The 21047-nt window shown below is 72.5% G+C and carries 19 protein-coding genes; 9 read left to right on the top strand and 10 right to left on the bottom strand.

The features are described from left to right. Positions 1 to 109: 109 nt before the first annotated feature. Positions 110 to 817 carry a MerR family transcriptional regulator gene (locus AB0950_RS08145; protein ID WP_360156862.1) on the top strand — a complete coding sequence of 236 codons (708 nt, stop codon included), beginning with the start codon at positions 110 to 112 and terminating at the stop codon, positions 815 to 817. On the opposite strand, the gene AB0950_RS08140 is transcribed toward AB0950_RS08145, so the two are convergent. Genes AB0950_RS08140 through AB0950_RS08130 form a run of 3 tightly spaced genes read right to left on the bottom strand, consistent with a single transcriptional unit; the run spans position 803 to position 5447 of the window. Further along, positions 803 to 2986: a 3-hydroxyacyl-CoA dehydrogenase NAD-binding domain-containing protein gene (locus tag AB0950_RS08140; protein WP_366778101.1), complete on the bottom strand. Its 2184-nt coding sequence runs from the start codon at positions 2984 to 2986 to the stop codon at positions 803 to 805. The genes AB0950_RS08145 and AB0950_RS08140 overlap by 15 nt on opposite strands. Before the next feature lie 42 nt (positions 2987 to 3028). Continuing rightward, entirely contained in the window at positions 3029 to 4243 is a 1215-nt protein-coding gene (locus AB0950_RS08135; protein WP_366778100.1) for an acetyl-CoA C-acetyltransferase, read from the bottom strand. 43 nt (positions 4244 to 4286) lie between these two features. Beyond that, positions 4287 to 5447 carry a CaiB/BaiF CoA-transferase family protein gene (locus tag AB0950_RS08130; protein WP_360156871.1) on the bottom strand — a complete coding sequence of 387 codons (1161 nt, stop codon included), beginning with the start codon at positions 5445 to 5447 and terminating at the stop codon, positions 4287 to 4289. A 472-nt stretch (positions 5448 to 5919) separates the two neighbouring features. Here AB0950_RS08130 and AB0950_RS08125 point away from each other — a divergent pair, with 472 nt between their 5' ends. Then, positions 5920 to 7110: a saccharopine dehydrogenase NADP-binding domain-containing protein gene (locus AB0950_RS08125; RefSeq protein ID WP_366778099.1), complete on the top strand. Its 1191-nt coding sequence runs from the start codon at positions 5920 to 5922 to the stop codon at positions 7108 to 7110. A 67-nt stretch (positions 7111 to 7177) separates the two neighbouring features. Here AB0950_RS08125 and AB0950_RS08120 read toward each other — a convergent pair whose 3' ends face one another. Beyond that, entirely contained in the window at positions 7178 to 7882 is a 705-nt protein-coding gene (locus AB0950_RS08120; protein ID WP_360156877.1) for an endonuclease V, read from the bottom strand. A 61-nt stretch (positions 7883 to 7943) separates the two neighbouring features. Between AB0950_RS08120 and AB0950_RS08115 the strand changes: the two genes are divergently transcribed. Next, on the top strand, positions 7944 to 8240 hold the full coding sequence (locus AB0950_RS08115; protein ID WP_366778098.1) for a YciI family protein: 297 nt from the start codon (positions 7944 to 7946) through the stop codon (positions 8238 to 8240). Between the two features lie 9 nt (positions 8241 to 8249). On the opposite strand, the gene AB0950_RS08110 is transcribed toward AB0950_RS08115, so the two are convergent. Together AB0950_RS08110 and AB0950_RS08105 are read right to left on the bottom strand one after the other, a co-directional pair. Next, on the bottom strand, positions 8250 to 8588 hold the full coding sequence (locus AB0950_RS08110; protein ID WP_360156883.1) for a plasmid stabilization protein: 339 nt from the start codon (positions 8586 to 8588) through the stop codon (positions 8250 to 8252). A gap of 93 nt (positions 8589 to 8681) precedes the next feature. Further along, a complete protein-coding gene (locus tag AB0950_RS08105) occupies positions 8682 to 9776 on the bottom strand; it encodes an oxidoreductase (RefSeq protein WP_366778097.1) in 1095 nt (364 codons plus the stop codon). Positions 9777 to 9992: 216 nt separating this feature from the next. Between AB0950_RS08105 and AB0950_RS08100 the strand changes: the two genes are divergently transcribed. The 4 genes from AB0950_RS08100 (at position 9993) to AB0950_RS08085 (ending at position 14441) form a co-directional block, all read left to right on the top strand. After that, the gene (locus tag AB0950_RS08100; protein ID WP_360156889.1) at positions 9993 to 10409 is read left to right on the top strand and encodes an SsgA family sporulation/cell division regulator; all 417 of its coding nucleotides are present in this window, start codon (positions 9993 to 9995) and stop codon (positions 10407 to 10409) included. 285 nt (positions 10410 to 10694) lie between these two features. After that, positions 10695 to 12332 (top strand): ABC-F family ATP-binding cassette domain-containing protein, encoded by a 1638-nt coding sequence (locus tag AB0950_RS08095; RefSeq protein ID WP_360156892.1) that lies wholly within the window; start codon positions 10695 to 10697, stop codon positions 12330 to 12332. 99 nt (positions 12333 to 12431) lie between these two features. Then, positions 12432 to 13208: a dimethylargininase gene (ddaH, locus tag AB0950_RS08090; RefSeq protein ID WP_330336703.1), complete on the top strand. Its 777-nt coding sequence runs from the start codon at positions 12432 to 12434 to the stop codon at positions 13206 to 13208. Positions 13209 to 13466: 258 nt separating this feature from the next. Continuing rightward, positions 13467 to 14441, top strand: coding sequence for an acyl-ACP desaturase (locus AB0950_RS08085; protein WP_360156895.1), 975 nt, complete (start codon positions 13467 to 13469; stop codon positions 14439 to 14441). A gap of 376 nt (positions 14442 to 14817) precedes the next feature. Here AB0950_RS08085 and AB0950_RS08080 read toward each other — a convergent pair whose 3' ends face one another. Next, positions 14818 to 15063 (bottom strand): WhiB family transcriptional regulator, encoded by a 246-nt coding sequence (locus AB0950_RS08080; protein ID WP_360156898.1) that lies wholly within the window; start codon positions 15061 to 15063, stop codon positions 14818 to 14820. Positions 15064 to 15335: 272 nt separating this feature from the next. Here AB0950_RS08080 and AB0950_RS08075 point away from each other — a divergent pair, with 272 nt between their 5' ends. Next, positions 15336 to 16127, top strand: a complete 792-nt coding sequence (locus AB0950_RS08075) for a VOC family protein (RefSeq protein ID WP_366778096.1) — start codon at positions 15336 to 15338, stop codon at positions 16125 to 16127. A gap of 78 nt (positions 16128 to 16205) precedes the next feature. Here the strand turns inward: AB0950_RS08075 and AB0950_RS08070 are convergent, their stop codons facing one another. Next, positions 16206 to 17336 (bottom strand): LacI family DNA-binding transcriptional regulator, encoded by a 1131-nt coding sequence (locus AB0950_RS08070; RefSeq protein ID WP_366778095.1) that lies wholly within the window; start codon positions 17334 to 17336, stop codon positions 16206 to 16208. Between the two features lie 180 nt (positions 17337 to 17516). After that, on the bottom strand, positions 17517 to 18536 hold the full coding sequence (gene ligD, locus AB0950_RS08065) for a non-homologous end-joining DNA ligase (RefSeq protein ID WP_360156907.1): 1020 nt from the start codon (positions 18534 to 18536) through the stop codon (positions 17517 to 17519). A gap of 74 nt (positions 18537 to 18610) precedes the next feature. Between ligD and AB0950_RS08060 the strand changes: the two genes are divergently transcribed. Beyond that, the gene (locus tag AB0950_RS08060) at positions 18611 to 19687 is read left to right on the top strand and encodes an ATP-dependent DNA ligase (protein ID WP_360156910.1); all 1077 of its coding nucleotides are present in this window, start codon (positions 18611 to 18613) and stop codon (positions 19685 to 19687) included. Positions 19688 to 19730: 43 nt separating this feature from the next. On the opposite strand, the gene AB0950_RS08055 is transcribed toward AB0950_RS08060, so the two are convergent. Then, positions 19731 to 20921, bottom strand: a complete 1191-nt coding sequence (locus tag AB0950_RS08055) for a zinc-dependent alcohol dehydrogenase (RefSeq protein ID WP_366778094.1) — start codon at positions 20919 to 20921, stop codon at positions 19731 to 19733. Between the last annotated feature and the right edge of the window lie 126 nt (positions 20922 to 21047).

Raw genomic sequence — 21047 nt, 5'->3', positions numbered from 1 at the left:
ACGCGGTGGTCCATGTCACACAGCGTTACTTCTCACACGATCAACTCAGCGTCCACACGACGTTCACCACAGGTTTCACACCCTTGGTGAGACAGCGATACTGCTGCACATGACCACCGACGTCGGGGACACGCCCCTCACCATCGACGAGCTGGCCGCCCGGGCGGGCGTCACGGTGCGCACCGTCCGCTTCTACGGCAGCAAGGGCCTGCTGCCGCCGCCGGTGATCGGCCCGCGCCGGGTGGGGCACTACGGGCCGGAGCACCTGGCGCGGCTCGCCCTGATCGAGGAGTTGCAGCGGCAGGGCATGACCCTGTCGGCGATCGAGCGCTACCTGCGCCGGCTGCCCGCGGACCTCTCCCCGCACGACCTGGCCATTCACCGCGCGGTGGTCGCCTCCTGGGCGCCGGACGAGGTGGAGACGGTGTCCCGGGAGGAACTGCAGCGGCGGGCGGGGCGGGAGCTCACGGACGAGGACCTGGAGCGGCTCGCGGCGATGAACGTGGTCGCCGCGGCGGAGGGCGACGCCTTCCGGGTCGACTCCGGGCTGCTCCGGCTCGGCGTGCAGCTGCTGGACGTCCCCCTGTCGCAGGAGGCGATCCTCGCGGCGCGCAAGGTGCTCGTCGAGCACTCGCGCGCCGCGGCTCACGAACTCTCCCAGCTCCTGCGCGGCGAGGTCGCGGAGCGTGACGCCCAGGACGTGAGGTCGCTGTCGGCGCACATGCACCCCTTGGTGGTGCAGGCGCTGCTGACGACGTTCCAGCGGTCGCTGCGCGAGGAGCTGAGCGAGTGGATCACCCGGTCAGGAACGGGCTGAGTCGCCGAACACCTCCCCCTTCTCGGCCTTCTCCACGAGCAGCGCCGGCGGGGTGAACCGCTCGCCGTAGCGCTCGGCCAGCTCACGCGCGCGTGCTACGAAACCGGGCAGGCCGCCTTCGTAGCCGTTGATGTACTGGAGCACACCGCCGGTCCAGCCGGGGAAGCCGATGCCGAAGATGGACCCGATGTTGGCGTCGGCGACGGAGGTCAGGACGCCCTCCTCGATCAGGCGCACGGTGTCCAGCGCCTCGGAGAAGAGCATCCGCTCCTGCATGTCCCGGAACGGGATCTCGTGGCCCGGCTTGGTGAAGTGCTCGCGCAGGCCCGGCCACAGCCCGGCCCGCTTGCCGTCCTCGGTGTAGTCGTAGAAGCCGGCGCCGCCGCTGCGGCCGGTGCGGCCGAACTCGTCGACCATGCGGTCGATGACCGCCTCCGCCGGGTGCGCGGTCCAGGTGCCGCCCGCCTCCTGAACCGCCCGCCTGGTCTCGCCTCGGATCTTGCGCGGCAGGGTGAGGGTCAGCTCGTCCATCAGGGACAGGACCTTGGCCGGGTAGCCGGCCTGGGCGGCGGCCTGTTCCACGGAGGCGGGTTCGATGCCCTCGCCGACCATGGCGACGCCCTCGTTGATGAAGTGGCCGATCACCCGTGAGGTGAAGAAGCCGCGCGAGTCGTTGACGACGATCGGCGTCTTGCTGATCTGCCGGACCAGGTCGAAGGCGCGGGCGAGGGCCTCGTCGCCGGTGCGCTCGCCCTTGATGATCTCGACCAGCGGCATCCTGTCGACCGGCGAGAAGAAGTGCAGCCCGATGAAGTCGGCCTGGCGCTCCACGCCCTCGGCGAGGGTGGTGATGGGCAGGGTGGAGGTGTTGGAGCACAGCAGGGCGTCGGGCGCGACGACGGACTGGATCTCCTGGAACACCTTGTGCTTGAGCGCGGTGTCCTCGAAGACGGCCTCGATCACGGCGTCGCAGCCGGCGAGGTCGGACGCGTCGGCCGTGGGCGTGATCCGGGCGAGCAGCGCGTCCGCCTTCTCCTGGCTGGTACGGCCCTTGGCGACGGCCTTGGCGCACAGCTGCTCGGAGTAGCCCTTGCCCTTGACGGCCGCCTCCAGGGAGACGTCCTTCAGCACGACGTCGATGCCCGCGCGGGCGCAGGAGTAGGCGATGCCGGCGCCCATCATGCCCGCGCCGAGCACGGCGACCCGGCGGACCTGGCGGGGCTCGATGCCCTTGGGGCGGTTGGCGCCGGAGTTGACCGCCTGGAGGTCGAAGAAGAACGCCTGGATCATGTTCTTCGCGGTCTGCCCGGTGACCAGCTCGGTGAAGTAGCGGGTCTCGATGGTGCTCGCGGTCTCGAAGTCGACCTGGGAGCCCTCGACGGCCGCGGCCATGATGGCGCGCGGGGCCGGGTAGGGGGCGCCGTTCGTCTGCTTGCGCAGGTTGGCCGGGAAGGCCGGCAGGTTGGCGGCGAACTTCGGGTTCGCGGGGGTGCCGCCCGGGATCTTGTATCCGGGGACGTCCCAGGGCTGGTGCGACTCGGGGTGGGCGTCGATGAAGGCGCGGGCCTTGGCGAGCATCTCCTCCTCGGTCGCGGCCAGGTCGTGGACCAGGCCGTTCTCCAGGGCACGGCGGGGGTTGTACTGGGTGCCCTGCAGCAGCACCTTCAGCAGCGCGTCGGTGATGCCCATCAGGCGCACGGTGCGGGTGACGCCGCCGCCCGCGGGCAGCAGGCCCAGGGTGACCTCGGGCAGCCCGATCTTGGAGCCGGGGGCGTCCAGCGCGATGCGGTGGTGGGAGGCGAGCGCGATCTCGTAACCGCCGCCCAGGGCCGCGCCGTTGACGGCGGCGACGACCGGCTTGCCGAGGGCCTCGATGCGGCGCAGCGCGCTCTTGATCGCGGTCGCGGTGTCGAAGACGCGCTGGGCGTCCTCGGGCCGGGCCTTGATCATGTCCTTGAGGTCGCCGCCCGCGAAGAAGGTCTTCTTGGCGGAGGTGTAGATGATGCCGCGGATGGAGTCCTTCTCGGCCTCCGCGCGCGCGGCGATCGCCGTGATGGAGGCCCGGAAGGCCTCGTTCATGGTGTTCGCGGACTGGTTGGGGTCGTCCAGGACGAGGGTGACGACACCGGTGCCGTCCTGCTCCCAGCGGATCGTGGTGCTCTCGGTCATGACAGTGTTCTTTCGTTGAGGTCCGGTGATTCCGCGGGGAGTTCAGATGCGCTCGACGACGGTGGCGATGCCCATGCCGCCGCCGACGCAGAGGGTGGCGAGGCCGTAGCGCTTGTCCTGGCGCTCCAGTTCGTCCACGAGGGTGCCGAGGATCATGGCGCCGGTCGCGCCGAGCGGGTGGCCGAGGGCGATGGCGCCGCCGTTGACGTTGACCTTGTCCAGGGTGAGGCCCATGTCCTTGACGAAGCGCAGCACGACCGCCGCGAAGGCCTCGTTGATCTCGACCAGGTCGATGTCGTCGACGGTGAGGCCGGCCTTGGCCAGGGCCTTGCGGCTGGCGGGGGCGGGGCCGGTGAGCATGATGGTGGGCTCGGAGCCGGAGACGGCGGCGGAGACGATCCGCGCGCGCGGGGTGAGGCCGTAGCGCTCGCCGACCTCCCTGGAGCCGATCGCGACGAGGGAGGCGCCGTCCACGATGCCGGAGGAGTTGCCCGCGTGGTGGACGTGGTCGATCTTCTCCACCCAGTGGTACTTCTGCAGCGCTACGGAGTCGAAGCCGCCGAGTTCGCCGATGTCCGCGAAGGACGGCTTGAGTTTCGCGAGGGAGTCGGCGGTGGTGCCGGGGCGCAGGTGCTCGTCGTGGTCGAGGACGACCAGGCCGCTGCGGTCCTTCACGGGGACGACGGAGCGTTCGAAGCGGCCCTCCTTCCACGCGGTGGCGGCGCGCTCCTGGGACAGGGCCGCGTACTCGTCGACGTCGCGGCGGGAGAAGCCCTCGATCGTGGCGATCAGGTCGGCGCCGATGCCCTGCGGCACGAAGTTGACGCTGAGGTTCGTCATCGGGTCGTTGAACCAGGCACCGCCGTCGGAGGCCATCGGCACCCGGGACATGGACTCCACACCGCCCGCGAGGACCAGGTCCTCCCAGCCGGAGCGGACCTTCGCCGCGGCCAGGTTGACGGCCTCAAGTCCGGAGGCACAGAAGCGGTTCTCCTGCACGCCCGCGACCGTGTCGGGCAGGCCGGCGGCGATCGCCGCGATCCGGGCGATGTCGGAGCCCTGGTCGCCGACGGGGCCGACGACGCCGAGCACGACGTCGTCGATGGCGGCCGGGTCGAGGCCGGGGAAGCGGTCGCGGATCTCGTGGATCAGCCCGACCACCAGGTCGATGGGCTTCGTGCCGTGCAGGGCGCCGTTCGCCTTGCCGCGGCCGCGCGGGGTGCGGATCGCGTCGTACACGTACGCTTCGGTGCTCACTGGTGTGCCTTTCGGGAGGGTGGGCCGAGCGGGGTGGCCGGGGTCAGCCGGCGTCGGTGACCGGGTCGTCGTTCACGGGTGCGGGTATTCCCCAGTCGCGCGCCACCGCGTCCGTGTCGGCGCCGGGCAGGGCGGGGCCGGTGCGGACGGAGGTGGGGGTGGCGGAGAAGCGGGGGGCGGGGGCCGGCTGGGTGATGCCGGCGTGGTCGGTGAAGGTGCCGCGGGCGGCCAGGTGCGGGTGGTGCGGCGCCTCGCGCAGCGACAGCACGGGGGCGACGCAGGCGTCGGTGCCCTCGAAGACCCGGGTCCACTCGTCGCGGGTACGGGACTTGAAGCGGGCGGCGACGCGCTCGCGCAGCTCGCCCCAGCGGGTGAGGTCCGTGTGGGCCGGTGCCAGGTCCTCCAGGCCGAGCAGGCGCAGGAACTCCGCGTAGAACCGCCCTTCCAGGGCGCCCACCGCCATGTACGCGCCGTCGGCGGTCTCGTAGGTGCCGTAGTAGGGGCAGCCGCCGTCGAGGAGGTTGGCGCCGCGCCGGTCCTGCCAGCCGCCGGCCGCGAGCATGCCGTGGATCATCGCCGACAGGTGGGCCGCGCCGTCCACGATGGCGGCGTCGACGACCTGTCCGGCGCCGCTCACGCGCGCGTGGTGCAGGGCGGCCAGCACGCCGACGACCAGGTAGAGGGCGCCGCCCGCGTAGTCGCCGAGCAGGTTGGCGGGGAAGACCGGGGGCTCGTCCGGGCGGCCGGTCATGCCGAGGGTGCCGGTGAGCGCGATGTAGGCCACGTCGTGGCCCGCGCGGTCGGCGAGCGGGCCGTCCTGGCCCCATCCGGTCATCCGGCCGTAGACCAGGCGGGGGTTGCGGGCGTGGCACTGCTCGGGGCCGACGCCGAGGCGCTCGGCGACGCCCGGCCGGTAGCCCTCGAGGAGGACGTCGGCGCGCTCGGCGAGGTCCAGCACGCGCGCGGGGCCGTCGGGCGCCTTCAGGTCGATCACGACCGAGCGCTTGTTGCGGTTGGTCACGTCGTAGGCGGGGTCGATCCCGAGGCCGGGGCCGCCCGGGCGGTCCACCCGGACCACGTCCGCGCCCAGGTCGGCGAGGAGCATGGCGGCGAACGGGCCCGGCCCGATGCCGGCCAGCTCGACCACGCGCACGCCGGAGAGCGGCCCGCTGCCCGGCGCCGCCGGCGTCCCTGCCGTCGTCATGCTCTGCTCCCCAGCGTGTGTGACACAAACGATGTAACACCGGTGATGCTAAGAACGTGTTCCACCGGACACAAGACCTAACGAGCAAGCGCTTAGTCGAGTGCCCGGAGCCGCGCGGATCACCCGGGAGAGTGAGAGGCGCGTGTGCCGGGACCGGTTTCGAGTGCCGCGGCGCGCCGCCCGCGGCCAGTGGCGGGGCGCCGGGGATGCCCGGTCAGGCCACGGGCGGCGCGGCCGAGGCTCTGCGGCGGCCAGGGCGCGGTGACGACGCTCCTCCGGGCGGCGGTCCCGGCCACGGGCCATGCCCGCCGGGGCCCGGCGGTCCGAGCGCGGACGCGCGGACTGTCTCCCGTTTTGTCAGGGCGTTCCTGGCTGCGGCCACCACTGCCTCCGGGCTGGTCGTCGGCACTCGCACTCCTCACGCTAGCCTCAGCCACCGACAGCGGCGCGGGCTGCGGGACCAAGGGGTGTCATGAGCAGGCTGAACGGGACGGACCGTCCTTACGACCTCGTGCTCTTCGGAGCCACCGGCTTCGTCGGCGCCCTCACGGCGGAGTATCTCGCCGCGCACGCGCCGAAGGACCTGCGCTGGGCGGTGGCCGGCCGCAACGAGGGCAGGCTGGAGCGGCTCCGCGACCGGCTGCCCGGCGCGGAGGAGATCGGCGTGCTGCGGGCCGACGTGAGCGAGCCCGCGACCCTGCGTGCCCTCGCCGAGCACGCGCGCGTGGTCGCCACCACCGTCGGGCCGTACGTGCTGCACGGCGAGGACCTGGTCGCCGCGTGCGCGGACACCGGCACCGACTACCTGGACCTGACGGGCGAGCCGGAGTTCGTGGACCTGACGTACGTCCGGCACGACGCACGCGCGCGGGAGACGGGCGCGCGTCTGGTGCACGCCTGCGGCTTCGACTCCGTACCGCACGACCTGGGCGTGTACTTCACCGTCCGGCAGCTGCCGGAGGGTGTCCCGCTCACCGTGGACGGCTATGTGACCGTCGACGCCGCCTTCTCCGGCGGCACCCTGGCCTCGGCGCTGAACCAGTTCGCCCGCGGCCCGCAGCTGCTGGCCGCGGCGCGCGAGCGGCGCCGGCACGAGCCGCGGCTGATCGGGCGCCGGATCACGGCGGCTCCGGGCGCGCCGCAGTTCGCCGGGGAGGTGGGCGCGTGGGCGCTGCCGCTGCCGACCGTCGACCCGCAGATCGTGCGCCGCTCGGCCAGGGCCCTCGACCGGTACGGCCCCGACTTCCGCTACCGGCACTACGCGGCGGTGCGGCGGCTGCCGGTGGCTCTCGGCGGGGTCACCGCCGTCGGCGCGGTGCTGGCGGCCGCCCAACTGCCGCCCGCGCGGCGCTGGTTGTCAAACCGGCTGCGGCCGGGGGACGGGCCGCGCGTGGAGCGGCGGGCACGGAGCCGGTTCGCGGTGCGGTTCGTCGGCGAGGGCGGCGGCCGGCGCGTGTTCACGGAGGTGGCGGGCGGCGACCCCGGATACGACGAGACGGCGAAGATGTTCGCCGAGGCGGCCCTCAGCCTGGTCTTCGACGACCTCCCGCCCACGGCCGGACAGGTCACCACGGCGCAGGCGATGGGCGACACCCTGACCGAGCGGCTGCGCGCCGCCGGGATCACCTTCCGGGTCGCGGCCACGGACCCGGGTGCCTCCTGACGCGTTTGAGACTGTTCGAGAATCTCGCAGCGGACGCCACCGGGCACCTCGGCCCCTCGCCGTGCGTTCAGCGCGTGCCGCAGCCCCGTGCCGCCTCGCGCAGCGCCCGGCGGCACAGGGCGTCCGCCCGGCGGGTGGTCTCCGGCAGCCGGTAGCGCGGGGTCAGGGCGAGGGTGTGGGCGACGGCGTTGTCCAGGCTCACCCGGTGGCCGACGGAGACGAAGACCGGTTTGACGCCGTCGCGGGTGCGCAGCGCGCGCCCGACCTCCTCGTCCCCGGCGCGCAGCGGGGCCGCACCGCCCCGCCGCGGGCCGGGTTCTTCGTAGGTGAAGGTGAACGGGTTCTTGGCGACGCCGATGACCGGCAGGCCGGTGAGCACGCCGAGGTGGCTCGCGAGGCCGAAGCGGCGCGGATGGGCGAGGCCGTAGCCGTCGCACACGACGAGCCCGGGCGGGCAGGGCAGCCGCTCCAGGGCGGCCCGGACGGTGGGGATCTCGCGGAAGGCGAGCAGGCCGGGCACGTACGGGAACGAGACCCGGCCGACGGCCGTCGCCTCGGCCACCACGTCCAGGGTGACGGCGTCGAGCACGACGGCCGCCGCTGCGACGAGGTCGTGCTCGTCGTCGTAGGCGACGTCGACACCGGTGACCCGGCCGGTCCCGGGCTCGGGTCCCGGCTCGTCGAGCACCACGCGCCCGCGCAGTTCGTCCTGCACCGCGCGGGCCTCTTCCTCGGTCGCGGGCCAGCCCGCGGGTACGCCTACGGTCGTCATGGTGACGTCGACTGTACGGTCGTGCGGCGCCCTGCCGGAGCCCGGGGGTAGGCTCGCGATCATGTTCGTGCTGGACCTGACCTACACCGCGCCCCTCGACGCCGTCGACGCGCTGCTGCCGGACCATGTGGCCTGGCTGGAGGAGCAGTACGAGAAGGGCTTGTTCCTCGCCTCGGGGGGCAAGAACCCCCGGGACGGCGGGGTGATCCTCGCCGTCGCCGAGGACCGCGCACGCATCGAGGAGGTCGTGGCGGGCGACCCCTTCCTCACCGGCGGCGTGTGCACGTACCGCATCACGGAGTTCACCGCCACGAAGACGGCGCCGGAGCTGGCCCGCCACCGGCGGACCCCGGACTGATCGTCGCGGTTATCCCTTCTTGGCGTTCAGCGCGCGCTGCAGCTCGTCCTTGTTCATGTGCGAACGGCCTTCGATGCCGCGCTGCTTCGCCTCGTTGTACAGCTGGTCGCGGGTCGGGCCGTGCGAGCCGACCCGGTTGCCGGACCGCTGACCGCCGCGCTTGCCGGACGACATGTCCTGCGTGGAGCTGCGGCTCGCGGTCTTCGATTCGCCGGAGCGGGCGCGTTCCTTGTTGACCGTCCGCGCGGCGATCTCCTTGGCGCGTCCGGTGCTCTCGCCCCGGTCCTGCGCGCTCTTCTTGATGTGCTCGTACTGGCGCTCGCGCTTGGCGCTGGAACCGGCCGGCATGATCGCTCCCTTCCTGTGCGGCGGGCCTGCGCAAGGGTCTTGCGCCGGTCCTTTGCTGCGGGAAACGAGTACCCCCGGTTCCGGGCGTCTACCTCAGCGTTCCAGCCGCGCCACCCTGCCCTGCTCGCCGGCCGCCCAGCAGCCGAGGTCGGCCGTACAGTCCACGGTGTCGTACGAGCCGGTGTCGATCGTGCGCCAGGTGCGGCCCGCGTCGGTGGTGAGGTCGGTGCCGGTGGGGCCGACGGCGAGCGCGGCGGTGCGGCTGTGCGGGAGCCAGGCGGCTCCGGAGCGGTAGGCGGGCGGGGGCGTGGCGGCCGGGGTCCAGGTGCGGCCGCCGTCGGCGGTGACGGCGGCGGCCTGGGGCGAGGGCTGGTCGGGGCGGTAGTCGCCGCCGACGGCGAGGCCGTGGTCGCGGTCGCGGAAGGCGAGCGCGAAGACGCCCTTGGCGGGATCGCCGGCGGGCAGCGGTGTGGCTGCGGCCGTCCAGGTCGCTCCGCGGTCGGCGGAGTGCAGCACGCGCGCGTGGGCGCCGCCGCCGGTGGCCAGCCACACGTCCTCGGGGCCGGAGGTGACCAGGCACTGTCCACTGGCGGCGAAGCCCGCCTCGCCGTCCAGGGCGGGCGGCATCCCGGTCGAGGGCAGCACCCGCCAGGAGCGGCCGCCGTCGCTGGTGGACAGGATGCGGAACCGTCCGTCCACGGGGTCGCTCATCGCCAGGCCGTGCCGGCGGTCGAAGAAGGCCATGCAGTCGTAGAACGCGGCGGGGTCGGTGTTGCGGAAGGGCTCCGTCCAGGTCGCGCCGCCGTCCTCGGTGCGGTACACGCGCGACGCCTCGCCCTCGCCGATGGCCAGTACCACGGCGTGCCGCGCGTCGAACGGCTCGACGTCCCGGAACTGCAGGTCCTGCGCGCCGGGCGGAGAGACGTTCCGCCAGCTCGCTCCGCCGTCCGTGGTGCGCAGCACCGTGCCGCCGGTTCCGGCCAGCCAGGCGGTGCGCCGGTCCACGGCCGCGAGCCCCCGGAAGCGCACCTGCGGGGTCCCCGGGTCCTTCGGCGCCCAGTGCACACTCCCCTGCCCGAGCGGCGCGGCCTCGGCCGCCGGCACGGTCAGCGCGGCGAGCGCCGCCCCGCACGCCACCCCCGCCGCCACCAGTCTGCTCGTGCGTCCTGTGCGTCGTGTGCTCCCCATGCGCCTCATGGCGGGCGAAGCTAGCCCACCGGGCGGGTGCCGTCCAGAGGTCAACTGCCCGTCGCGTGGGCGAAAACGACCAGCGCCCAGGGGTGCATGAATGCGGTGACCGAGGTCACTCGTGGTGCGTGTGCACGGATCGGCCGGATCCGTCGTCTCTTCCAGTGCCGGGTGGCGCACACCCGGGCAGTCCAGCCGTCACGAGGGAGCAGGGCGTTGTCCACCGTCATCGAGCAGCCCGTAGAGGCGCGGCTCGTCGCCGCCGCACCGCGTATGCCGAGCATTCCCGCCACGCTGCGCTACGACCGAAGCGATCCGTTCGCCGTCGTCATGACCTTCCCGGCCCCGGCCACCCTCGAAGGCGTCGAGGTGCGCTGGACCTTCTCCCGCGAGCTGCTCACGGCCGGGCTGCAGGGGCCCGAGGGGCACGGGGACGTGCGGGTGCGGCCGTACGGCTACGACCGCACGGTGCTGGAGTTCCACGCGCCTGAGGGCACCGCGATCGTGCACGTGCGCTCGGGCGAGATCCGGCGCTTCCTGGAGGCCTGCAGCGAACTCGTGCCCGTAGGTCTGGAACACCTCCAGCTGGACCTCGACCAGGACCTGGCCGAACTGATGCGCGACGCCTGCTGAGCCCGGCCGAGGCCGCTTTTAATTGCGTTGACAGCCCTCTGCTGCCCCTTCTACCGTCTGTCTCGGTCCTGTTGCCGTCGATTGGAGAAGGACGTTGCTCGTCTGAGGTCCTGAGACATCGCGTCGCACCGTTCGGGTGTGCGCGCGGCGTTGCGACCTCGGCGTCCGAGCCGTCCTCCGGCACAGGCCTTTTTTCGTGGCCTCTTCGCCCCACGGCCCTTCGGTTTCCGCCTCGCGGTGTCTCGACATGCGCTCACCGACCGCACGAACCCCTGCGAGGCCCTCATGTCATCTTCCCTCACCGCTACGTCCCTGTCCTTCGCCTGGCCCGACGGCACGGCCGTCTTCGACGGCCTCGACATCGCCTTCGGCCCCGGCCGCACGGGCCTCGTCGGCAGCAACGGTTCGGGGAAATCGACCCTGTTGAAGCTGCTGGCCGGGGAACTCACCCCGGCCGACGGCACCGTCAAGGTCTCCGGCGAGATCGGCTACCTGCCGCAGAACGTCACCCTCGACACCGCGCTCCGCGTCGACGAGGTCCTCGGCATCGCCGGCCGGCGGGCCGCACTGCACGCCATCGAGGCGGGCGACACCGCCGAGGAGCACTTCGAGACGCTGGGCGACGACTGGGACGTCGAGGAGCGCGCCCTCGTCACCCTCGGCGAGCTGGGCCTCGGCCACATCGGCCTGGACCGCACCGTCGGCGAGGTCTCCGGAGGCGAGTCCGTGCTGCTGCGGCTGGCCGCGCTGCTGCTGCGCCGCCCGGACGTGCTGCTGCTGGACGAACCCACCAACAACCTCGACCTGTACGCGCGCCGCCGGCTGTACCAGGCCGTCGCCGCATGGCCGGGCGTGCTGGTCGTCGTCAGCCACGACCGGGAACTGCTCGACCTGGTCGACCAGATCGCGGAGCTGCACTCCGGGGAGGTCACCTGGTACGGCGGCACCTTCTCGGCGTACCAGGAGGCCCTCGCCGTGGAGCAGGAGGCCGCCGAACGGATGCTCCGCGTCGCCGAGGCCGATGTGCGCAAGCAGAAGCGCGAACTGTCCGACGCGCAGATGAAACTGGCCCGCCGCAAGCGGTACGGGCAGAAGATGTGGGACGCCAAGCGCGAACCGAAGATCGTCATGGGCGCCCGCAAACGCGCCGCCCAGGAGTCCGCGGGCAAGCACCGCATCATGCACGAGGAGCGGCTCGCCGAGGCCAGGGAGCGCCTGGACGAGGCGGTCGAGGCGGTCCGGGACGACGACGAGATCCGCGTCGACCTGCCGTACACGGCCGTACCGCCCGGCCGGCAGGTGCTCACCCTGGAGAACCTGGCCATGGCCTACGGCGCGCGGGTGCGGGGCATCCTCGATCTGCGCGGCCCGGAGCGGATCGCGCTCGTCGGCCGCAACGGCGCCGGGAAGACGACGCTGCTGCGGACCGTCGCCGGGGAACTGGCGCCGGTGTCCGGCGAGGCACACGCGCACGTGCCGCTGCGTTTCCTGCCCCAGCGGCTGGACGTGCTGGACGAGGACCGGACGGTCGCCGAGAACGTGGCCCGGTTCGCGCCGGACGCCACCAACAACAGGGTCCGGGCGCGCCTCGCCCGCTTCCTGTTCCGGGGCGCGCGGGCCGACCAGAAGGCGGCCACGCTGTCGGGCGGCGAGCGGTTCCGGGCGGCCCTGGCCGCGCTGCTGCTCGCCGAGCCGGCGCCCCAACTGCTGCTGCTGGACGAGCCGACCAACAACCTCGACATGGCCAGCGTGCGACAGCTGACCTCGGCGCTGGAGTCGTACGAGGGCGCGCTGATGGTGGCCAGCCACGACCTGCCGTTCCTCGAGTCGGTCGGCATCACCCGCTGGCTGCTGATGGAGAAGGGGGAACTGACGGAAATCACGCCGGACGACGTCGCGCATCTCAGGAGGGCCACAGCCTGACAACGAGGGTTTTGTCCAGGCCACCGGGGCCTGCATGATGACGGATCGGTGCCGCCTACACCGGCACCACCACCGCACCACCGATTCGAAAGGCCCCTCGTGCCCAGCAAGAAGGCCCTCGTCCGCCGCCCCAGCCCCCGCCTCGCCGAAGGCCTGGTGACGCACATCGAGCGGGAGAAGGTCGATGTCGGGCTCGCCGTCGAGCAGTGGGAGGCCTACGTCGAGGCCCTGCGCACGCACGGCTGGGAGACGATCGAGGTCGACCCGGAGGACGACTGCCCGGACTCGGTGTTCGTCGAGGACACCGTCGTCATGTACAAGAACGTGGCGTTGATCACCCGGCCGGGCGCGGAGTCCCGGCGCATGGAGACCGTCGGCGTGGAGGAGGCGGTGGCGCGCCTCGGCTGCTCGGTGAACTGGATCTGGGAGCCGGGCACGCTGGACGGCGGTGACGTGCTGAAGGTCGGCGACACGGTGTACGTCGGCCGCGGCGGGCGCACCAACGCGGCCGGTGTGCAGCAGCTGCGGGCCGCGTTCGAGCCGCTGGGCGCGCGCGTGGTGGCCGTGCCGGTGAGCAAGGTGCTGCACCTGAAGTCGGCGGTGACCGCGCTGCCCGACGGCACGGTGATCGGGCACATCCCGAAGGTGGACCGCCCGTCGCTGTTCCCCGGCTTCCTGTCGGTGCCGGAGGAGTCCGGCGCGCACGTGGTGCTGCTCGGCGGGCACAAGCTGCTGATGGCGGCGAGCGCCCCGAAGACCGCGGAGCTGCTGACCGATCTGGGGCACGAGGTGGTCACCGTGGACATCAGCGAGTTCGAGAAGCTCGAGGGCTGTGTGACGTGCCTCTCGGTGCGGCTGCGGGAGTTGTACGCCTGACGGGCGCTCTCGTCGCTCCGGCGGCCCCGGGATCCGCAGGTCCCGGGGCCGCCGGCGGGTCCGCGGGCGTGCGGCGACGGCGCGGGGACACGCGGCGGTCGGGGTGAGTACGGCCGCGCTGATCAGCGATCTTTACAGCGACCTTAACCTACGGCTTCGTAACCTACGGTTTCGTAGCCTACGATCACGTAGGTTACCGGCACCGCTCGCCGGACCGTCCCCCTTCTCCCCCGTTGTCGGCGTCCCCCTGGAGTTCTCGTGACGATCACTTCCCCTCACCTCGGCAGCACGTCCGCATGGACCGACGCACGACTGCTGTTCGCGCTGGAGGAAGTGGTCGAGAAGGAACTGAACCGGCATCTGAAGGTCGCCAAGGACTGGATGCCGCACGAGTACGTGCCGTGGAGCGACGGCCGCAACTTCCCCGGCCTGTTCGAGGACGGCGAGGCCTGGGACAAGGAACAGTCCAAGGTGACCGAGATCGGGCGTATCGCCCTCGTGGTCAACCTGCTCACCGAGGACAACCTGCCGAGCTACCACCACGAGATCGCCTCGCTGTTCGGCCGCGACGGCGCGTGGGGCACCTGGGTGCACCGCTGGACGGCCGAGGAGGGCCGGCACGGCATCGTGATGCGCGACTATCTGCTCGCCTCGCGCGCGGTGGACCCGGACAAGCTGGAACGTTTCCGAATGTCCCACATGAGTGAGGGTTTCGAGTCCGACAACCGGCACTCGATGCTCCACTCGATCGCCTACGTCGCCTTCCAGGAACTGGCCACCCGCATCTCGCACCGCAACACCGGGCACCAGTCCGGAGACCCGGTCTGCGACCGCATGCTGGCCCGCATCGCGACCGACGAGAACCTGCACATGGTCTTCTACAGGAATCTGCTGAAGTCCGCGTTCGAGCTGGCCCCCGACCTGACCATGCAGGCGGTCCGGGACGTCGTGGTGAACTTCCGCATGCCCGGCCACGGCATCCCCGGCTTCGAACGGGCCGCCGCGCAGATGGCCATCGGCGAGGTCTACAACCTGCGCATCCACCACGACGACGTGCTGCAGCCCGTGCTGCGCCACCTGAAGGTCATGGAGATCGACGGCCTCGGCCCCGAGGGGCGCCAGGCGCAGGAGGAACTCGGCCTGTTCCTGGGGGGCCTGGACGCGGAGGCCGCGAAGTTCGACGAGAAGCTGGCCGCCCGCAAGGCCCGGATGGCGGGCCGCGCCGGAGTCTGACGCCAGGCGCCGGCGCCGGCCGGTCGCCCGGCGGGCGCCGTTTGCGCCCTTGACGGGCGCTCCCCGCGGGTGGGTGGCCGGACGGCGTCGGCATCACCGGCTGCTTCGGCTCCGGTGGGGATTTGCCTCGGCTCCACACCGGCGTCCGCTTCAGTTCGGCATCCGCCTAGACTCGGCCTGGGCGCCCGCTTCGTAGCTCGGCATCCGCTTCGACTCGGCGTCGGAGTCCGCTTTGGTTCGGCATCCGCTTCGACTCGGCGTCGGCGTCCGCTTTGGTTCGGCATCCGCTTCGGCTCGGCGTCGGCGTCCGCTTCAGCTCGGCGTCTGCCTCGGCCCGGCGTCGGCGTCGGCGTCGGCGTCGGCGTCGGCGTCGGCGTCAGTGGGACGTGCGGCGCAGGGCGAGGCGCTCCTTCTCGGACAGGCCGCCCCAGACGCCGAACCGCTCGTCGTTGGCCAGCGCGTAGTCCAGACAGGCCGGCCGCAGCTCGCACATGGCGCAGATGCGCTTCGCCTCGCGCACCGAGCTGCCGGGCTCGGGGAAGAAGAATTCCGGCCCGGTCTGCGCACACAGGGCCTGCGCCTGCCAGGCCTCGTCGGCCGGGGTGATCGCTTCGAAGTGCATGGCCAGGATCGTGCCGTGCGGCGAAAAACGTTCGATCAACGCCGGGTCAACGCGGCCGGGCAGGGCCTCCGGCCGACCCGATGATGCTCCCCGGCACCGCACCGGCGCACGGCGGCGCGCGGGCCCGGGACAAAGACCCGGCGAGCGCGGTCGGTCACCCACCGAGAGAACGGACGCGGCCCGGCGCGTCGCGGCGCTCCGGCCGCGATTGTCAGTGGGGGGTGCCAGACTCGGCAGTGCTAAGGACGGGACCCCTTTCGAGGAGGGCGAAGATGCTCACCACCCGTTTCGTCGACGGCGCTCCGAACTGGATCGACGTCGCCACTCCCGACATCGACGGCGCCGCCTCCTTCTACGGCGGTCTCTTCGGCTGGCAGCTCCAGTCGGCCGGGCCGGAAGCCGGCGGCTACGGCTTCTTCCAGCTGGGCGGCAGGACCGTCGCGGGCGGCATGCAGTCCGGCCCCGAACAGGGACCGCCGTCCTGGACGGTGTACTTCCAGAGCGCGGACGCGCAGGCCACCGCCAAGGCGACCGAGCAGGCCCACGGCAGCGTGCTGGTCCAGCCGATGGACGTGATGGGCCAGGGACACATGGCCGTTCTGGCCGACCAGGCGCACGTGCCCTTCGGGATCTGGCAGCCGGGCCGGACCAAGGGCGTCGACGTGGCGAGCGAGCCCGGCTCGCTGTGCTGGGTCGAGCTGTACACCCCGGACATCGCGGCGGCCGCCGCCTTCTACCACCAGGTGCTCGGCCTGGAGACCTCCGCCGCGCCCTTCCCTGGCGGGACGTACACCTGCGTCAATCCGTCCACGGGCGGGGAGGACGCGATGTTCGGCGGGATCGTGCCGCAGGCCGACGACCCGTCCGAGGCCGGGAGCAGCCCGTACTGGCTGCCGTACTTCGAGGTCGAGGACACGGACTCGGTGGTGGAGAAGGCGCAGCAGCTCGGCGGACAGGTGCGGATGCCGGCGACGACCATGGAGGGCATCGGCCGCATGGCCAAGCTGACCGACCCCTATGGCGCCCGCTTCGCGGTCATCAAGAGCGAGTCGCAGCAGGGGTGAGACGGCCGGCCGACTTCGCCGAGCCCACCGGCTGGGCGCACGCCCGAACGAGCGTGCTCGGTCCTCCCCGTGCGATGGCTAGGCGGACGCCCGTCGTATCAGCGTGGTCGGCAGGATCACGCCCCCGTCGGGCGTTTCGTCCGCCGCCGCCCGTGTCCGGTCCCGGTCGCCGGTGCGCTCGCCGCCGTCTCCCCGCTCGCGGCCGTCGGACAGGCCGCGGAGGAGCAGGCGGGCCATGAGGCGGCCCATCCCCTCTATGTCCTGACGGACCGTCGTCAGCGGTGGGTCGGCCTCCTCGGCGACGGGCAGCATGTCGTCGAAGCCGATCACGGCCACGTCCTCGGGCACCCGGCGGCCGCTCGCGCGCAGCACCCGCAGGGCGCCGAGTGCGGTGAGGTCGTTGGCGGCGAACACGGCGTCCACGTCCGGGCAGCGGTCGAGGAGCTCGCGCATGGCGCGTTCGCCGCCGGCCGGGGTGAAGTCGCTCTCCACGACGAGCCGGGGGTCGTACCCGCCCGGCACCTCGCCCATGACGTCGCGGTAGCCGTCGAGCCGGTCCACCGCCGACGTCTGGTCCAGGACGCCGGTGAGGTGCGCGACGCGACTGCGGCCGAGTGCCACCAGATGCCGTACGGCCGCGCGTGCCCCGCCCCGGTTGTCGCAGTCGACGTACACTACGTCCGGGACCTTCCCCGTGCAGCGGGCGGCGACGGCCGCGCGGCCGTCGTCGCCCCAGCCGGGCCGTCCGCCGAACACGGTGGGCACCCCGGCGTCGTGGATGAGGCCGGGCAGCGGGTCGTCGAGGTGCAGGGAGAAGACCAGCGCGCCGTCGACGTGGCCTCCGGCGAGATACCGGGCCACGCGCGCGTGGTCGTCCCGGCCCTCGGTGAGCAGCAGCACCAACTGGTTGTCGTGGGCGGTCAGTTCCTTGCTGATGCCGCGCAGCTGCAGGGCGAAGAAGGGGTCGGCGAAGACCCGGGTCTCGGGCTCGGCGATGACGACGGCGACGGCGTCGTGCCGCCGGGTGACAAGGCTGCGGGCCGCCTGGTTGGGGACGTAACCCAGCTCGGCGACGGCCTGCCGTACCCGCTCGGCCAGGGGCTCGCGCACCCCGTCGCCGCCGTTGACCACCCGCGACACCGTGGCCCGGGACACTCCGGCCCGCGCGGCCACGGCCTCCAGCGTGGGACGCGACACTGCCTCGGTCACTTCGGGACTCTCCTCATCGGCGGCTGCAGGTCAGGATAACCGCGAGCGGGCGGACCGACGGAGCCGCGAGGGAGGGACGCCCTGGCCTTGGCCGGCCCCACCACAAAGCGGCGTGCGTGCCGGGCCTTTCCCAGCGCCGTGCACATGGCGCCCCGGATCACTCCCGGCTGCGCGCCGCTGTCACGACGTCGGCTCCTGGCGGGCCCGGCTCGGCTGGACGCGTTTGGGCTCGCCGGGCATCTTCGGATACTCCGGCGGGTACGGCAGATCGCCCAGCCCGTGGTCGTGTTCGTCCCGGCGGGCCAGCTCCAGCAGGGTCTCGAGGGAGTAGGCGTGCTCGTCCATGTCGGCGTGGACGTCACCGACTTCGGCGAAGCGGGCCGGCATGGTGGCGAGGTCGAAGTCGGCGGGGTGGGCGACGCCGACCTCCTCCCAGCGCAGGGGTGCGGAGACAGTGGCGTTCGGGCGGGGGCGCACGGAGTAGGCGGAGGCGATGGTGCGGTCGCGGGCCGTCTGGTTGTAGTCCAGGAAGATACGGCGGCCCCGTTCCTCCTTCCACCACTTGATCGTCACCCGCTCGGGCATCCGGCGTTCCATCTCCCGGCCGACGGCGATCGCGGCGCGGCGCACCTGGGTGAAGGTCCAGCGCGGTTCGATCGGGACGAAGACGTGCAGGCCCCGGCCGCCGGAGGTCTTCGGCCAGCCGCGCAGCCCGCCGAACTCGTCGAGGACGGCGCGCAGTTCGTGGGCGGCGCGGGCCGCGTCGTCGTAGTCGGTGCCGGGCTGCGGGTCGAGGTCGATGCGCAGTTCGTCGGGGTGGTCGACGTCCGTGGCGCGTACCGGCCAGGGGTGGAAGGTGAGCGTGCCGTACTGGGCGGCCCAGACGACGGCGGCCTGCTCGGTGGGGCACATCTCGTCGGCGCTGCGGCCGCTGGGGAAGGTGATGTGGGCGGTCGGGATCCAGTCGGGCATGCCCTTCGGGGCCCGTTTCTGGAAGAACCACTCGCCGCCGACGCCGTCCGGGTAGCGCTCCAGGGTGGTGGGGCGGTTGCGCAGGGCGCGCAGGATGCCGGGGCCGACGGCGATGTAGTACCGGGCCAGGTCCAGCTTGGTGAAGCCCCGCTCCGGGAAGAAGACCTTGTCCGGGCTGGACAGCCGTACGGTCCGGCCGTCCACCTCCAGTTCCACCGCAGCACCCATGCGGCCACGGTAGGCGCACCCCGCGCCGCTCGCATACCGGGCGGCGCGGGACGGATGCGAGCAGAATCGGTGTCATGGATCTCCCCGTCATGCCGCCCGTGAAGCCCATGCTCGCCAAGTCGGTGGCGAAGATCCCGCCGGGCATGCACTACGAGGCCAAGTGGGACGGGTTCCGTTCGATCGTGTTCCGGGACGGGGCCGAGGTCGAGCTGGGCAGCCGTACCGGCAAGCCGTTGACGAGGTATTTCCCCGAGCTGGTCGGGGCGCTGACGGAGCGGGTGCCCGAGCGGTGCGTGCTGGACGGGGAGATCGTGATCGCGCGCGAGGGCCATCTGGACTTCGACGCGCTGACCGAGCGGATCCACCCGGCCGACTCCCGGGTGCGGATGCTGGCCCAGAAGACCCCGGCGTCCTTCGTCGCCTTCGACCTGCTCGCCCTGGACGACGAGTCCCTGCTCGACGTGGCCATGACCGACCGCCGGGCCCTGCTGGAACGGGCGCTCGCCGACGCGACACCGCCGGTGCACGTGGCGCCCGCGACGACCGACATCGAGGTGGCGCAGCACTGGTTCGAGCAGTTCGAGGGCGCGGGACTCGACGGCGTCGTCGCCAAGCCGCTCGACCTGCGCTACCGGCAGGACGAGCGGGTCATGTTCAAGGTGAAGCACGAGCGGACGGCGGATGTCGTCGTGGCCGGGTACCGGTTCCACAAGAGCGGCCCGGTGGTCGGCTCGCTGCTGCTCGGCCTGTACGACGACCGGGGCGCTCTCCAGCACGTGGGCGTGTCGGCCGCTTTCCCCATGAAGAAGCGGGCCGAGTTGGTCGAGGAGCTTCAGCCGCTGCGCATGGACGACGTGGCCGGGCACCCGTGGGCGGCCTGGTCGGACGAGGCCGCCCACGAGACGGCCCGGCTGCCCGGCGCGCCCAGCCGCTGGTCCGGCAAGAAGGACCTGTCCTGGGTGCCGCTGCGGCCGGAGCGGGTCGCGGAGGTGGCCTACGACCACATGGAGAACGGGCAGCGTTTCCGGCACACCGCCCGCTTCCGCCGCTGGCGCCCCGACCGCACACCGGAGAGCTGCACCTACGCCCAGCTGGAGGAGCCGGTGCGCTACGACCTCGCGGAGATCCTCGGCGAGAAGGACCGGGGCTGACGGCCGGCCTCAGGGGCGCACGAGGATCAGCAGTGCACGAGGCTCACGGCTGCATGAGGATCTTGATGGCGCCTTCCTGCTTGTGCTGGAACATGTCGTAGGCGTGCGGCGCCTCGGCGAGCGGCAGCCGGTGGGTGGCGAAGTCGTCGACGCCGAGCGGGTCGTCGTCGATGAGATACGGCATGATCTCGTCGGTCCAGCGGCGGACGTTGGCCTGGCCCATGCGCATCTGGATCTGCTTGTCGAACAGGGTGAGCATCGGCATCGGGTCGGCCATGCCGCCGTACACGCCGCTCAGTGAGATGGTGCCGCCGCGCCGGACCAGGTCGATCGCCATGTAGAGGGCGCCGAGCCGGTCGACGCTGAAGCGTTCCGCGAGGGGCCCGCTGAGCTTGCGGGGCAGCAGCCCGGTGGCGCTCTGGGCGAGCTTGGCGGCGGCGCTGCCGTGCGCCTCGGTGCCGACGGCGTCGATCACGGCGTCCGGGCCCCGGCCGCCGGTCTCGTCGCGGATGGCGTTGACCAGCGTCTTCTCGTCGTCGAAGGCCCTGAGGTCGTAGGTCTGCACGCCGTCCCGCTGGGCGCGGGCCAGCCGTTCCGGCACCAGGTCCACGCCGAAGACGCGCTCCGCGCCGCGCACCCTGGCGATCCGGCAGGCCATGGCGCCGATCGGGCCGAGGCCGAGGACGGCGAGGGTGCCGCCGGGCGGTACGGAGGCGTACTCGACGGCCTGCCAGGCGGTGGGCAGGACGTCGGAGAGGTAGACGAAGCGGTCGTCCGGCGGGCCCTCGGGCACCTTCATCGGCCCGAACTGCGCCTGCGGCACCCGCAGATACTCGGCCTGGGCGCCGGGCACCGAGCCGTACAGGCGGGTGTAGCCGAACAGGGCGGCGCCCATACCCTCGCCGGTGACCTGGGTGGTCTCGCACTGGGTCGGCAGCCCGGTCAGGCACATCCAGCAGGTGCCGCAGGCGATCTGGAACGGCACCACGACCCGGTCGCCGGCCTTGAGGTCCGGCACGGCGGGGCCGACCTCCTCGACGATGCCCATCGGTTCGTGCCCGAGGATGTCCCCCGGTGTCATGAACGGCGTGAGCACCTCGTACAGGTGCAGATCCGAGCCGCACAGTCCGGTGGACGTGATCCGGATGACGGCGTCGGTGGGCTCCTCGATCCGCGGGTCGGGCACGTCCTCGACCCGGACGTCCCGCCTGCCCTGCCAAGTGACTGCCTTCATGGGGTCGCGCTCCCTCGCTCGCGTGGGCGTTTCGCGGTGGCGCCCGGGTACCCGGGGCCACCTGCGCCGAACCCCCTCCCGGCCGGGCCGGCCCGCACCACCGCGCGCGTGTATGGCCAGCGACGA

Source organism: Streptomyces sp. NPDC007189 (assembly GCF_040703635.1).
In the GTDB taxonomy this organism is placed as follows: domain Bacteria; phylum Actinomycetota; class Actinomycetes; order Streptomycetales; family Streptomycetaceae; genus Streptomyces.
The sequence above is the reverse complement of the archived record's forward strand: the minus strand, read 5'-3'. Positions and strand labels throughout refer to the sequence as shown.

Coding starts and splice junctions, on each gene's coding strand:
- AB0950_RS08145 (WP_360156862.1), top strand. CDS start 110: ATGACCACCGACGTCGGGGACACGCCCCTCACCATCGACGAGCTGGCC.
- AB0950_RS08140 (WP_366778101.1), bottom strand. CDS start 2,986: ATGACCGAGAGCACCACGATCCGCTGGGAGCAGGACGGCACCGGTGTC.
- AB0950_RS08130 (WP_360156871.1), bottom strand. CDS start 5,447: ATGACGACGGCAGGGACGCCGGCGGCGCCGGGCAGCGGGCCGCTCTCC.
- AB0950_RS08125 (WP_366778099.1), top strand. CDS start 5,920: ATGAGCAGGCTGAACGGGACGGACCGTCCTTACGACCTCGTGCTCTTC.
- AB0950_RS08120 (WP_360156877.1), bottom strand. CDS start 7,882: ATGACGACCGTAGGCGTACCCGCGGGCTGGCCCGCGACCGAGGAAGAG.
- AB0950_RS08115 (WP_366778098.1), top strand. CDS start 7,944: ATGTTCGTGCTGGACCTGACCTACACCGCGCCCCTCGACGCCGTCGAC.
- AB0950_RS08110 (WP_360156883.1), bottom strand. CDS start 8,588: ATGCCGGCCGGTTCCAGCGCCAAGCGCGAGCGCCAGTACGAGCACATC.
- AB0950_RS08105 (WP_366778097.1), bottom strand. CDS start 9,776: ATGGGGAGCACACGACGCACAGGACGCACGAGCAGACTGGTGGCGGCG.
- AB0950_RS08095 (WP_360156892.1), top strand. CDS start 10,695: ATGTCATCTTCCCTCACCGCTACGTCCCTGTCCTTCGCCTGGCCCGAC.
- AB0950_RS08080 (WP_360156898.1), bottom strand. CDS start 15,063: ATGCACTTCGAAGCGATCACCCCGGCCGACGAGGCCTGGCAGGCGCAG.
- AB0950_RS08075 (WP_366778096.1), top strand. CDS start 15,336: ATGCTCACCACCCGTTTCGTCGACGGCGCTCCGAACTGGATCGACGTC.
- ligD (WP_360156907.1), bottom strand. CDS start 18,536: ATGGGTGCTGCGGTGGAACTGGAGGTGGACGGCCGGACCGTACGGCTG.
- AB0950_RS08060 (WP_360156910.1), top strand. CDS start 18,611: ATGGATCTCCCCGTCATGCCGCCCGTGAAGCCCATGCTCGCCAAGTCG.
- AB0950_RS08055 (WP_366778094.1), bottom strand. CDS start 20,921: ATGAAGGCAGTCACTTGGCAGGGCAGGCGGGACGTCCGGGTCGAGGAC.